The sequence below is a fragment of the Streptococcus pacificus genome, from assembly GCF_016481305.1.
Lineage (GTDB): Bacteria > Bacillota > Bacilli > Lactobacillales > Streptococcaceae > Streptococcus > Streptococcus pacificus.
Map to the genome: position 1 here is coordinate 1 of NZ_JAENBO010000003.1, position 15,242 is coordinate 15,242.

General features: G+C 35.7%; 8 protein-coding genes. All 8 read right to left on the reverse strand.

Features of this window, described 5'->3' with window-relative positions; genetic code table 11:
* Positions 1 to 4,060, reverse strand: a 4,060-nt coding sequence (locus JHK62_RS04315) for a GEVED domain-containing protein (protein ID WP_199575475.1), incomplete at its 3' end; no start/stop codon positions are given.
* Positions 4,061 to 4,215: 155 nt separating this feature from the next.
* Positions 4,216 to 6,618 carry a phenylalanine--tRNA ligase subunit beta gene (gene pheT, locus JHK62_RS04320; RefSeq protein WP_199575476.1) on the reverse strand — a complete coding sequence of 801 codons (2,403 nt, stop codon included), beginning with the start codon at positions 6,616 to 6,618 and terminating at the stop codon, positions 4,216 to 4,218.
* A gap of 63 nt (positions 6,619 to 6,681) precedes the next feature.
* A complete protein-coding gene (pheS, locus tag JHK62_RS04325) occupies positions 6,682 to 7,725 on the reverse strand; it encodes a phenylalanine--tRNA ligase subunit alpha (protein WP_199575757.1) in 1,044 nt (347 codons plus the stop codon).
* 290 nt (positions 7,726 to 8,015) lie between these two features.
* Positions 8,016 to 11,555 (reverse strand): chromosome segregation protein SMC, encoded by a 3,540-nt coding sequence (gene smc, locus JHK62_RS04330; RefSeq protein ID WP_199575477.1) that lies wholly within the window; start codon positions 11,553 to 11,555, stop codon positions 8,016 to 8,018.
* Positions 11,556 to 12,251: a ribonuclease III gene (rnc, locus tag JHK62_RS04335; protein WP_199575478.1), complete on the reverse strand. Its 696-nt coding sequence runs from the start codon at positions 12,249 to 12,251 to the stop codon at positions 11,556 to 11,558. It abuts the gene before it with no gap.
* 105 nt (positions 12,252 to 12,356) lie between these two features.
* On the reverse strand, positions 12,357 to 13,163 hold the full coding sequence (locus JHK62_RS04340) for an MBL fold metallo-hydrolase (RefSeq protein ID WP_199575479.1): 807 nt from the start codon (positions 13,161 to 13,163) through the stop codon (positions 12,357 to 12,359).
* Positions 13,164 to 14,513: a cell wall metabolism sensor histidine kinase VicK gene (gene vicK, locus JHK62_RS04345; protein WP_199575480.1), complete on the reverse strand. Its 1,350-nt coding sequence runs from the start codon at positions 14,511 to 14,513 to the stop codon at positions 13,164 to 13,166.
* On the reverse strand, positions 14,506 to 15,216 hold the full coding sequence (yycF, locus tag JHK62_RS04350) for a response regulator YycF (RefSeq protein ID WP_199575482.1): 711 nt from the start codon (positions 15,214 to 15,216) through the stop codon (positions 14,506 to 14,508). Before yycF ends, vicK begins: the two co-directional genes overlap by 8 nt.
* Positions 15,217 to 15,242 lie beyond the last annotated feature (26 nt).

The following is a 15,242-nucleotide window of genomic DNA, read 5'->3' on the forward strand; positions in this document are numbered from 1 at the left end:
GAGCTGTCACATCACCTTCGGTGAACAATGCTTTAGCATCTGTTGTCTGTGCTTGACCTTGTTTACCTGTCGTTTCAGCTGTTTGGGCTGTTGGTGTTACTTTCTCTACTGTAGGAGTGTACTTAGCTGTTACTGCTGTGCCATTCTTATCAACACGTTTAACAGTGACACCTGTACCTGTGCCTGTGAAGCTTGGTTCTGGGGTAAAGGTTACTGTACCATCTGGTGCAACAGTATAGGTTCCTTCTCCGTCGATAGTCTTAGTTTTACTTCCATCTTCAAATGTTGCTGCAACATTATCATCCATTGGGACTTGTGGGTCACCTGCTGTGAAGACTGGTTGACCACTTTGAACTTGACCTTGTTTTCCTGTAGAAGTGGCATCTGTTCCCGTTGGAACAACAGGTTTAACCGTTGGTGTGTATGTTCCTTCAACTGTCGTACCATTCTTATCACTAGCTTGAACGATGATAGCTGGTGCAACACCAACAAAGTCTTTCTCTGGTGTAAAGATAATCCTATTATTAGCCTTATCTATGCTATAAGTACCAACCTTCATACCTGCTGAAGTGAACACTTCAACCGGTTGATCAGTATATTGATCGTTCGTGTTTTTCAGCCTAATATTGTCAATTGTAATAACACCCTCAGGTATATTTGCACCTGGTATAAAGTTAAGTGTTTCACCATAATTTGAAGCATTTTCATCATCCTCAAAAACAATATTTGAACTTTGTTCTATTCCTTGAAGACCTGTTGTTTCTGATGAATGAGCTGTTGGAGTAACAGCTGTAACTGTTGGCGTATACTTAGCCGTTACTGCTGTACCGTTCTTGTCAACACGTTTAACCGTGACGCCTTCTGCTGTGCCTGTATAAGTAGGAACTGGAGTGAAAGTGACAGTGCCATTTTCTGATACTTCGTAAGTTCCAACACCATCAACTGTCTTAATGGTTTCACCATCTTCAAAAGTAGCTGGAACCGTATTATCCATTGGAACAAGATCATTACCTGGATTAAAGACTGGCTGACCTGTTTGAACTTGACCTTGAGGGCCTGTTGAGGTAACGTCCATTCCCGTTGGAACAACTGCGGTAACTGTTGGAGTATAGGTCGCTGTCACCACTCTACCATTCTTATCGGCAGCTTGTATAGATACACTAGGAGCTGCCCCTACAAAATCTTTTTCAGGAGTGAAAACGACGGCAGTTGCTGCTTTATCTAAAGTAAATGTACCTATTTTTTTACCAGATGCATCAAAGACAATAACAGGTTGATCCGTAGCTTGACCATTAGAATCCAATAAAGTGATTGATGTGCTATCAATCTGTGCTTTAGGAGTCTCTGCTCCTGGAACAAAATTAATTGTTTGACCAGGGTTAGCATCATTTTCATCAGTAGTCAAAATAATTGGTGATGTCTGTGCTTGGCCTTGTACTCCTGTAGTCTCAGAAGATCTAGATGATGGGATAACAGCTATGACAGTTGGTACATAAACACCATCCATAGTCGTAAATCCATTAATATTTTGATTAATATTATCTAAACCGTTCAATGAAGTATTTGATGTCCAACCAGTGGTTTGACCATTTTTGTCTGTGGCTCTTAAAACAACACCATCAGCAGTGCCTACAAAACTTGAAACAGGTGTAAACGTAACCGTACCATCTGAAGTAACTGTATAAGTTCCTTGCCCTGGTTTCGTAAAACTTGTTACCAGGCTTCCATCTGGGGCAACAATTTTAACAGCTTGAGTTGTATCAATAGTATTTGCCGTGTTGAAGTCAGTTTTTAGTTTCCCATAAGCTGTGAAATTCATGGTAGTACTTTGTGGCTCACCTTGATTTCCTGAAGTTTCTTTTCGTTCACCTTTTGGTGGATGAATAGTTTTTATTAGAAAATCTTCAACTTCACCAGAAGTTGCTAAGTCAACTGGGTATTGAATTTCTTCAGATTTCAAAGCAATTCTGACACGAGCTCCTAAAGCAGAAATTGAGGTGTCAATAATTTGGGGAGCATTTTGAAAAACAAGATCAACAGGACCATCAGAAGTGACTTCAATCATGGCAGATGACTCATTATCATCAAACTTACCATTATTATTAAAGTCAATCCATCCTTTCACAAAGGCTCTTTCATTACCATTTCTATTTGCTTTTATTGAAAGAGTATACTCATGATTTTCTGCTTGATGGATAACAAAGGGTTGACCACTTGCGGAAAGTTGAGTGTCTCCCTCATCAGCATCATCATTGTTATCATCTCTAAACCACTCACTACCAGAACCAGTTGGATCTGATTGATCGACATCATAGTCTGGTTTCTCAGTACCAAGAAACGGCGCTGGTTCCCCATTTAAATCCCTAATAGCATGAGCAACATAACCATAAGAGGCTGGAGCATCACCAATATCAGTTAGTAAAAATCCTATTTGAGTCGTTTGTCCTCCAATAGTATTCATATATATACCGACTTCTGTAGCTCCTGATGTTGCTACTACTGGTACACTATGAGAGTCTTTATTAGTTCTAACACCTCCAAAAACTTTTGAACCAAGCCCACCAGTGACTTGATCAGGATTTGCCCAATATTCTGGTATATATCCTCCATTTGCTATACTAGCTAAATCAGAAGCTGAGTTCACGGTATATCTTACATTGTTTTCATCTTGCTTAATCGTTGCAATTTCTTCCCAATTAGAACCATTTGTAGTAAATATATTGATTTCGTGCGATTTTGCTTCTTCACCATCAGCCATTAAGATAGTGACAGGTACTTCGTCACCTTTATATATCGCAGTGACCTTCAGTCGCATTCCAACATTAAATGCTCCTTGTTCAACACCAAAGTTGGTCAATCGGTCTTCAGTACTGAGACCTGCTAATCTGACATGTGACCATACCGGATCTTGTGGTTTTAATATAATATCAGTTGGTCTTCCACTCCACCAACCTCGTTTATCTGTCCGATATCTATTTACAGCATTTGGATTATAACCTTTAGCAGGATCACCTCCAGTACGCTCTTTATAGAAATCAGTTGCTTCAAAGGGTTTTAACTCTATTACCTCAGCTTTTACAGTAAAACCTGGAGAAATCTCTTTTTGAAATACGGTTCCAACTTTAAGAGCTTTTGTTCCATCGCTTAAAACTTTTACATTTTGAATATCATTATCATCAGTAAAATCTACCCATACAATTTGTTTGCTTAGTTTGGCTAAATCAAGATTTTTTTCTCTAGGGGTTTCAGTATCACCAAGTCTAAAACCTGTACCAGAAGGAATTTCTTTCCCTTCATTATGAGGACGAGGCAATGCAGAACTAACAGGTTTTTCACTTTTTTCAACAGAATAAGCTTTAGTTTGCTTTATTAAAATTTCTTTTATCTCATTTTCATTAACATCTGGTAAAGAATTTAGATTTTCTCTTTCGGTTAATTCTGAATGAAATGACTCTTCTTCAGGATTTAATAAAGAGGTTTCTGTCTCTGTAACAGAATTTTCTTGTGTGTCAGTATGATTATCTTTATTATCTTTATCTACTGGTGTTCCAGAAACCTTTTCAACCAATGAATTTTGTTTATCTTCAGTTTCTTCTGATTTTTTTGTTTCAGCTGATAAAATACTATTTTCATCATCTTGAACCTCTGGAACAGTTTCATTTGTAGGAGATGAAGGTAAGACTTCATTACTGTCAGAAGTGGTTTGAGCTTCTAGTGTTGAATTAATTGCTACATTCTCAGAAGGAACGACTTCCGGATCAACTGATTTTGCATCAACCAACTCTTCTGAATATTCTGAATATTCAACCACCTCTACAGAAATAGGTTCTGGTGATTCAATTATTTCTAAAGGAACTTCTTCAACCTTTTCAACCTCTACAGTATTAGACTGATTAGCAGACTGATCTATGACTACCTCAGTAGTTGAAATAGAGTCATCTGCTTCTACAGTGCCAGCAAATATAGCAAACACAGTACCAATCAGTACTGATGCTGCTCCAATTTTAAATTTCTTTATCGTAAAACGTTGTTTACTCTCTAAATTTTTTCTTTTTGACATGTCATCTCCTTTTTTTAAGACAAAAAGTTGTACTCACTCTCAAGTATAGGCTTTATTACTGTATTTGTCAATGTTTTCAACAACTTTGCTTCTATTCAATCTTATGTTTTATACAAAAAATAGTTAAGAAAAAAGAGAGGAATCTTCCCTCTCTTTTATCTTATTTCCGCATTCAAATCAATGGCAAGTGCTGTGATGATTTTCTCGATATAATTAGTCACTTCTTCATCAGTTAAACTATCCGTTTCTTTTTGGAATGTCAGGCTATAAGCCATTGATTTTTTGCCAGTTTCGATAGTGCTACCGCTATATACATCAAATAGTTTAATGTCTTTAAGATTTTTTACCTTGGCTTTCTCAATGACAGAAATAATATCATCATGTGTCACATTAACATCAACAAGTAAGGCTAAATCTCTTGAAACAGCAGGGTATTTGATAACATCTTTGAAGATGATTTGTGTTTGCCACAACTCTTCCACTTTTTGCAAGTCAATTTCAGCAACATAGGTTTCTGAAAGATCATAGTCTTTAGCTACTTGCGGATGAATCTGACCAACAAAACCAAGTACTTCTTCGTCTTTTAAAATAAGTGCTGTTCTTCCTGGATGCATATTCTCCATCTTTGTTGCTTGATAGTCAACAGAAATATTTAACTGACGAAACAGTGTTTCTAAAACACCTTTGGCATAAAAGAAATCAACTGGTGTCGCTTTTGTTTGAAAATCTTTATCAGCCACTAAACCTGTAATAGCAAAAGCAAGTTTACCAACTTCATTTGGTAGCGGTGCTGTCTCGTCTGTTGCTGGTTTAAAGATTTTTCCAATTTCATAGATGGCAATATTCTTAAGATTACGAGCTGTATTGTAAGCTATAATATCAAGCATTCCAGACAAGATATTTTGTCTTAAAACGGAGCGATCACTAGTCATTGGCCACATCAACTCTGTTAATTCTTGTGGTTCTTGGTTAAAAGCAATTGCTTTTTCAGGTGTTGTTAAAGCATAAGAAATCACTTCTGATAATCCTTGTGCTTCAATAATACTTCTTATTTTTCGACGTAGTTTTTGGGTTCTTGTCAATTCACCAATGGTGCCACCTGTACTAGGTAGAGTAGTTGGTAATTTGTCATAGCCATAAATACGAGCAATCTCTTCGACCAAGTCAGCTTCAATGGCAATGTCCCAACGACGTGGTGGTACAGAGACAGAAAAGCCACTAGCATCCCCACTGACTCCAAAACCAAGTTGAGCCATTATTTTCTCAATATCAGTATAAACAAGTTCAGTTCCAAGACGAGTATTAACGTAATCAAGATTAGTAGAAACCACTTTGTCTGCTAACTGTAATTGACCTACTGAAGCCATCCCTGATAAAACAGAACCTTCTGCTAATTCTGTTAACATGGCAGCTGCATAATCAAGGGCCTCTATCACAGTAGCATGATTGATGCCTTTTTCAAAACGTGATGACGATTCAGATCTAAGATTTAAACGGCTACTTGTTTTTCTAACAAGTTGTCCGTCAAAAACAGCGGCCTCAAGAACAACTGTCTGTGTGTTATCATCAATTTCAGTTGATTGTCCACCCATAACACCTGCCAAGGCAACAGGTTTATCAGCAACAGTAATTACCATGTCCTCAGCAGTTAAGCTTCTTTCTTCACCATCTAAAGTCGTGATCATTTCTTTTTCTTTGGCTAGTCTTGCAACAATAGTTTTTTCTTCAAATTTATCATAATCAAAAGCATGCATCGGTTGACCAAAATAGAGCAAAACATAGTTGGTAATATCAACCACATTATTAATAGGTCTAATGCCTTGATTCATTAAAACATTTTGCAACCATTGAGGACTAGGTTTAATCACAACATTTTCAACCACACGCGCTGCATAAAAAGGTATTTCTTTAGCTGCAACTTCAACAGATAAAACATCTGAAACATTCTTGGCAGTCTCCACTAATGATTTTTTTTCAAAATAAACAGGTTTATCATAAATAGCTGCAACTTCATGAGCCACTCCTCTCATTGATAAAGCATCCGCCCGATTTGGTGTGATTGCTAGCTCAATAATTTCATCATCAAGATCAAGGTATTTAAAAATAGAATCGCCAACTAAAGCATCATCAGGCAGTCGGTAAATATTATCCTGGTAGTCTTTAGGGATCACTGAATCTGGTACACCAATTTCACTCAAGGAACATAGCATACCAAATGACGAAACACCTCTAATTTTTCCTTTTTTAATCTTACGATTACCTACAATTCGAGCACCTGGAATAGCGACAATTGTTTTCATTGCTAAATCAACAACTTTTCCGCCACAAACCACCTGGATAGGTTCTTCTTCGCCTATATCAACTTGGCAGACTGTTAAGTGTGTGTCTGGAATCTTTTCTTTTTCGACAATTTGTCCAACAATTAATTTGGATAGGCCTTCATTTAGTTGTGAAACGCCCTCCACCTCAATTCCAGTAGTTGACATTTTTTCTGATAATTCTGAACTGGGTACATCAATTGCAACGAGTTTTTTTAACCATTTATAACTAACTAACATATTTTTCCTTTCACTTACTGTTTATTCATTAATTTAAATGAAATGAGGTTCTAAAACGACTCATTAGTTGAATTGTTCATTAAAGCGAACATCTCCTTGATAGAAACCTCTGATATCATTGATACCATAACGCAACATTGCAATACGTTCTTGTCCAAGTCCAAAAGCAAAGCCAGAATATTTTTGAGCATCAACGCCACTCATCTCAAGAACATTAGGATGAACCATACCAGCTCCTAATATTTCAATCCAACCGGTCTGTTTACAAACATTACAACCAGTTCCCCCACACTTGAAACAAGAAACATCAACTTCAACAGAAGGTTCAGTAAATGGGAAATAAGAAGGGCGCAAACGAATGTTACGGTCAGCACCAAACATTTTTTGGCTAATGAGCTGAAGAGTCCCTTTTAAGTCACTCATTGAAATATTTTCACCAACTACTAAACCTTCAATTTGATGGAATTGATGACTATGCGTCGCATCATCTGTATCGCGTCTGAAAACACGCCCTGGTGAAATCATTTTGAGAGCACCTTTTGAAAAGTCATGTTTGTCTAGGGTTCTTGCCTGTACAGGACTGGTATGTGTTCTCAATAAAATTTCTTCTGTAATATAAAAGGTATCTTGCATATCTCTTGCTGGGTGGTTTTTAGGTAAATTCATTCTTTCGAAGTTATAATAGTCTGTTTCCACTTCAAATCCGTCAACAACCTGAAAGCCCATGCCTAGAAAAATATCTTCAATTTCTTCGTTGATTTGAGTTAAAACATGACGATTCCCTTGTTTAAGTTGCTTACCTGGAAGGGTCACATCAATTTTTTCTGAAGCTAGTTGTGCTTCGATTTTTGCATTTGACATTTTAATCATCATGTCTTCAAAAGCTTTGGTTAGAGTATCTCTCACCTCATTTGCTTCTTTACCGATAACTGGTCGCATATCATTTGATAAGTCTTTTAGACCTTTTAGGATTTCAGTTAGTTTCCCTTTCTTCCCTAAAACTGAAACACGAAGGTCTTGAAGCTCTTTTGAACCATCTAAGGCCATCTCTTTTAGAGACTCTAGTGTTTCTTTTTTTAATGCTTGTAGTTGCTCTTGTAGTGTCATCATAATCCTTTCTTAATCAATAAAAAAGTGCCAATACTCCATTTATTCGGAGCGTTGACACGCGGTACCATCCGTTTTCATCTAGTTAGACTAGACCTTAATTGACTATCCTTTTTTGAGTGAATTCGCTAAATTAAGACTTTGTGAGCTTTCAGTCACGACCCACATTCCCTGATAAGTTTTCCTTTAGTTACTAGTCTCATAGATAAGTATTTAATTAACGTTATTGTAACAAATTTCATACCAGTTAGCAAGATTTTTCCTGATTAATTGTTAAACAAGTATGACTTTTATTGTACTAGTTGTTCAGCATCTTTTAATTTAACGGAAACGATTTTGGAAACGCCTGATTCTTGCATGGTCACTCCATAAATACTATCAGCAGCAGCCATAGTTCCTTTTCTGTGGGTAACAACAATAAACTGACTCGATTTATCAAAGCGATTTAAATAATCACCAAAACGTTTAACATTAGCTTCGTCAAGTGCTGCTTCAACCTCATCAAGGATAACAAATGGAATTGTTTTAACTCTAATAATAGCAAATAAGAGAGCTAAAGCAGATAAGGCTTTTTCACCACCACTCATCAGATTGAGCGATTGAATCTTTTTACCTGGCGGTTGAACAGATATTTCAACGCCTGAGGTCAACAAATCACCATCAGTCAATTGCAAATCAGCTGTCCCTCCACCAAACATTTGTTTAAAGGTTTGCTTAAAGCTATCTCTAACAGCCTCAAAGGTCGTTTTGAATCTAACTTTCACCTCATCATCCATATCATGAATCGTTGATAATAAAAGTTCTTTGGCGCTAGTCAAGTCAGCTCTTTGACTATTTAAGAAATCAAGACGCTCTTTGACCTCATCATACTGCTCAACAGCATCCAAATTGACTGGACCAAGTTTTTTAATAGCATTAAGATACTCTCTTAATTGTTCTTTTGCTTTTGGCATCTCATCAATCTCATTAGCCACTTCTTGTGCCATAGAAAAACTCATTTGATAGTCTTCTGATAACAGTGTCGCAAATTGACGAAGTTTATTACTGATTTGTTCAATTTGTGATTCTAGTTGTGTTTGTGTTCTGATAAAGCCTTCATTTTGTTGGCTAATTTTTTGAATTTGTTCAGACAAATCATCTAAAGCCCCCTCACTATCTTCCCACTCATATTGTAAACGAACAGCGTGTGACTGATAATCTTCTTTTTCTTTTTTGGCATTATCTAGCTGCAACTTAAGAGTTGGCAATTCATCTTCATTTATGGCACTAAGATGATCATCAAGTAAAGTTTTATTTTTTTCATAATCGTCTTCTAACTGAACGAGTTCTTCTTGTAGTCTACTAAGATTGGTTTGCTCAAATTTCAATTCATTCATCAAGTCTCGTTCAACCAGTCGTTCTTTTGATAACTCTTTCGTTAATGTCTCAACCGTTTGAATAATACTATCTTTGTCCTTCTTAATTTTTTCAATCTCAATGGTAACAGATGACTTTTCTTTAGTGATAGCTTCAAGTTTATTTTCAATTGTCGTTTTTTGGTCTACTAAAGTTTCAAGCCTTTCATTCTTTTGACCATTTTCTAGATGAGCAATAAGAGTTTTTCTATCTTTTAGTTCTTCACTTAAACGGGTTAATTCAATTGAAAGTTTTTGCTCTTCTAATCGAGCCATTTCTCCTTGATTTTTAGTGTTTTCAATAGCCTGTCTAAGTTCACTTATTTCTTGTTTAAGTGTTTCAACTTGTTTTTCGTCAGACACAACAGTTGCCTTTAACTGATTGATTTCAGACTTCAACCCATCCAACTCAGGCTTAATAAATAAACTATTGTTTTGACGGTTAGCACCTCCTGAAAAAGATCCTCCAGGGCGAATTTCTGTGCCGTCTAAAGTGACTAGACGCACCTGGTAGTTTACCAATCGAGCCGCTTCATTAGCTTTATTAGTGTCTTCAAAAATAACAGTTGTTCCCAGTAAATAGTTAAAGATGTTCGCTAAATTACCATCAAATGATACTAAGTCACTTGCAACACCTAAATAGCCGTTTGCTTTTTGCAATTGTCGTTGATTGTGAGCAGATAATTGTCTTGCCTTAATCGTTGTCAAAGGTAAAAAAGTTGCCCGTCCTTGACGTGTTTTTTTAAGAAATTGAATAGCACGTTTAGCAGCCATTTCATCGGCAACAATGACATGTTGACTACTAGCACCCAAAGCAATCTCAATAGCCGTTTGATATTTTTTATCAAAGGAAATTTTCTCACTAACGGCACCAATAATATCTTTAATCTCAGTGGCATTTTGAAGAACTGATTTAACCCCGCTATAAAATTGACTGTGATTTTTTAAAATGGTTTCTAAGCTATTTTTTCGTGCCTCTTTATTCTTCAGACGATCTAGTCGATCAAACAGTTCTGTTTGGCTAGTTTGATATAGATTATCTAATTCATTTAATTGATTCACTTGTGATTGGTGTGCTTTTAAAAGTCTTTCCACTAATTCTTTAGCATCGTTATGAGAAGTTTGAACCGTCGAAAGTGTCTTTTTCAATTGGTCTAACGCATTGACCAAATGCTCTTTTTCTTTTTCTTTATCTTTTAAAGATTCTTCTTGGTTTTCAATCGCAGCCAAAACAGAGGTAAGTTGATTAGATAGATCAGCTTCTTGGTGCATTAAAGCAACAAAATCTTCTCGAAAACCTTCAATAATGTCATCTGGATGAGTTGAAAAACGTTCTAACTCTTTTTCAAGATTATTAATTTTTAATTTTAGCGACTGACTATTTTCTTCTAATGTTGTCAAATAGTCCTTTTTAGCCAAGATTGACTGCTTTAATGTCAGTTGCTGCTTGGCAATCTTATCCAAAGTCTCTTTCGTGAGGGCTTGTTTTTCCTCTTTTTGATGAGATTCTAGGGTGATAATGGCAATTTTTCGCTCTAATTCACTAATAAGTCGCGTTAATTCCATCAAATCCGTTTGAACCTTATCTTTTTCTTCAGATAACTGATGACGTTTTAATTTTAAGGTTTGATTTTCTTTTTCTAAAGCATCCTTTTTAGCATAATAATGCTTTAAATTGTCAGTTGCTTCTTTTAAGCTAGTTTTTTTATCACTTAAGTCTTGCTTATAAGAAATAATATCAGCCACTAAAATATCCAATTGTAACGATTTTCTTTTATCTTCTAAAGTTAAGTATTCTTTGGCTGCTTTGGCTTGTTTTAGTAAAGGTTTAATCTGATTGTCTAATTCATAAATAATGTCATCTAGTCGGTCTAAATTACTTTGTGTTTGATTGAGTTTTGACTCAGTTTCTTTTTTTCTCGTTTTATATTTTAAAACACCAGCAACTTCTTCAAAAATCGCTCGTCTTTCTTCTGGTTTACTGTTAAAAATCGTTTCAACACGACCTTGTGAAATAATCGAAAAAGAATCTCTTCCAAGTCCCGTATCCATAAATAAGCTATGAATATCTTTCAATCGAACCTTTTTACCATCAATCAAATAATCACTATCACCATTTCGATAAACATGGCGTTCAACTTTTATCTCCTTGTTAGCATTTGCAATAAAACCATCACTATTGTCTAATGTCACTGTGACTTGAGCATAGTTAAGAGCCTTGCGACTTTCAGTGCCAGCAAAAATAACATCGGGCATTTTCCCACCACGAAGATTTTTGGCACTGGATTCTCCCAAAGCCCACCTTAAACTCTCTGTAATATTACTTTTTCCTGAACCATTAGGACCAACAACGGCTGTTATCCCTTGATTAAAATCAATTTTTGTTTTATCTGCAAAAGACTTAAAACCATACATTTCAATTTGCTTTAAGTACATTTATGACCTCTTTTTAAAAGCTTCAAGCGCATTTTTAGCTGCATCTTGTTCTGCTAGTTTTTTAGATTTTCCTACTCCAGAGCTTACCTCTTTGTTATCAACCAAAACAACGACCTCAAAAATTTTAGCATGGGCTGGTCCTGATTCTTTTACAACACGGTAATCAATTAAAACATCACCTTGTGACTGGAGTAATTCTTGAAAGTTCGTTTTATAATCCAATACACGTTCAAATTTGCCCTCTTCAACTAGAGGAATCATGACTTTATCTAAAAATGATTCTACAGCTTCAACACCAGAATCCAGTAATAAAGCTCCTAAAAAGGCTTCGAATAAATCACCTAAAATGGTGTCTCGATTTCGTCCCCCAGACTTTTCTTCACCTTTTCCTAGTCTAATATATTTATCAAACTCACAAAACCTAGAAAAGCCAGCTAAACTTTCTTCCCGAACAATCATTGAACGCATTTTTGAAAGATCTCCTTCAGCTTTTTTAGGATATTTTTTAAAAAGGTATTGGGAAATAACCATTTGAAGAACGGCGTCTCCTAAAAATTCCAAACGCTCGTTATGTGAAATCTTTAGGAGGCGATGTTCATTAGCATAACTCGTATGAGTGAATGCTGTCTTTAATATTTTTTTATTGTGAAAAACAATCCCAAAATCATTTTTTAACTTTTTGTCTAATCCTCTCATTGTCTCTCCTTTCAATTCAATTCTTGTTATTATTATAACAAAAAAAACTCAGAATAACTATTCTGAGTTGAAACATCGCTATAATAGATTAATTTAGTTAAATTACTATAATTTTAGTAGTGGTGAGGCAGAGTCGGGAGAAGTATCATAAATTTTAAATTCCTGGCCAACGCCATAGTCTGCTTTCATCAGTTCTGTTTCCATTGTTAATCTGGCTAATTCTTTTAAATTATTTTCTTTACTGAGATGTCCTAGATGAATCTTTTTAGTTTTATTGCCCAGAGTTCTAATCATTGTTTCAGCACTATCATCATTTGATAAGTGTCCTTCATCAGATAAAATACGTTGCTTTAAACGCCAAGGGTACTTGCCAGATCGCAAGATATCAACATCATGATTTGACTCAATTAAATAACCATCAGCATTTTTTATAAGACCTGCCAGTCGATCACTAACATAGCCAGTGTCAGTTAGTAAGACAAAACTTTTATTATCTTTCATAACACGGTAAAACTGAGGGTCTATAGCATCGTGACTGACACCGAAACTTTCAATGTCTAAATCACCAAAAATTTTTGTTGTGCCACGTTCAAAAATATGTTTTTGACCGCTATCTAACTTACCAATTAACTTGTCCATAACAGACCAAGTTTTTTCATTGGCATAAACATCTAAATTGAATTTTCTGGCTAAAACACCTACCCCTTGAATATGATCACTGTGTTCATGCGTCACTAAAATAGCATCCAAATCTTCTGCTTTTCTGTCTATTTCTGATAATAACTGGCTGATTTTCTTTCCTGATAAACCAGCGTCAATCAGTAGCTTTTTTTTGGGTGTTTCAATATAAAAAGAATTCCCAGTAGAGCCTGAAGCTAACACACTGTATTTAAATCCTAAATCTTCTTCCATTTATCCGACTGTATCCTCCCATTCATCAACGGAAATAGCATCTTTTTCATACGGTAAAACAATTGTAAACGTTGAGCCTTGACCGTAATCACTCTTAGCCCAAATAAACCCATGGTGTTGCTTGATGATTTCTTTTGCAATTGCCAATCCTAAACCTGTGCCACCTTGCTGTCTACTTCTAGCCTTATCAACACGGTAAAAACGGTCAAAAATAAGCGGTAAATCTTTTTTGGGAATACCTAGACCCTCATCTGAAATAGAGATAATGAGTTGAGTATCGGTTGTTCTCATATTGACCTTAATTTTACCACCGTCTGGAGAATATTTGATGGCATTATTAAGAATATTATCAATTACCTGTGTCATTTTATCAGTATCAATTTCAATCCAAATAGATTGAAGTGGATAGTCTCTCACGATGGTATATTTTTTTTCTGACGTCTCACGATTTAATTTGATCTGATCAAAACGATTCAAAATAAAAGTCATAAATGAGGTGAAATTGGTTAACTCAACATTAAGTTGAATCGCTTGATTATCAATTCTAGATAAGTTTAAGAGATCATTAATCATTCGCATCATACGATTGGTTTCATCTAGAGAAACCCTAATAAAATTAGGGGCAATTTCATCTTTTAGGGCACCTTCATCAAGGGCTTCTAAATAAGACTTAACCGATGTTAATGGTGTTCTCAACTCATGACTAACGTTAGATACAAATAAACGACGCTCGCGTTCTTCTTTTTCTTGTTCCGTTGTATCATGTAATACAGCAACCAAACCAGATATAAAGCCACTTTCTCGTCTATTTAGGGCAAATCTAATTCTAAGAGTAATAAATTCACCAACATCATTACGACGGTTAAGGACGACTTCTGGTGTTTTTGAGACCAAATCATGATAGGTGTACTCATTATCAGCATCAAAAATATCTAAAATATTAAGCTCAAGGGCCTCTTCTCTTGTTAGGTTCAATTGTTTTTGTGCGGTATCATTAATCATGATAATTTTACCACCACGATCAGTTGCAAGCACCCCATCACTCATATAAGCAAGGATACTTGATAGCCGATTAGTTTCTTGAGACAACTTATCATGAGTCAAGTGAAAAACTCTTGATAAATCGTTAATATTTTCAGCTAATTCAACAAGGTCCTGACTTGATTTGACATCAAGAATTTCTGAATAGTCGCCAGCCATCAAGGAATAGATTTTTTCAGTCATTTGTTTAATGGTCTTAGCTTGACGATAATCCTTTAAAGCTGAATAAACAAAATAAATCGCCGCAATCGTTAGTAAGACTAAAAGTGATAACTCAAAAAGTGTTAAATCATCCGATAAATTATTCATAATTTTTCATATAATAACCAACACCACGACGGGTCAGAATATATTCTGGACGACTTGGTTGGTCTTCAATTTTCTCACGAAGTCTACGAATAGTGACATCGACAGTTCTAACATCGCCAAAGTAATCATAACCCCAAACGGTTTCTAATAAGTGCTCACGTGTCATCACTTGTCCCATATGAGTGGCTAAATGATGAAGCAACTCAAATTCACGATGGGTTAAATCAATTTCAGACCCATGTTTTTGAGCAACAAAGGCATCCGGAAGGATTTCTAAATCACCTACGACAATAGTTGGTTTCAACCCTTTTTTATTATCTTCTGAGGCAGCTGTTTCAATATTTTCAGTTCGACGTAAATGCGCTTTAATACGTGCAAGTAATTCTCTATTTGAAAATGGTTTTGTGACATAGTCATCTGCGCCTATTTCCAAGCCAATGACTTTGTCAAACTCACTATCTTTTGCTGAAAGCATGATAATAGGAAGATGACTTGTTTTTCTAACTTCTTTTGCAACCTCTAAGCCATCAAGTTCCGGTAACATTAAATCTAAAATCAATAAATCCGGATTTTCTTCATGGAATTTTTCTAAGGCTTCTTTGCCGTCAAAAGCAGTTACAACATCGTAACCTTCTTTGGATAAATTAAATTTAATAATGTCCGAAATTGGCTTTTCATCATCGACAACAAGTATTTTTTTCATAATGGCCTCTCTCTCGTTTTTCACGG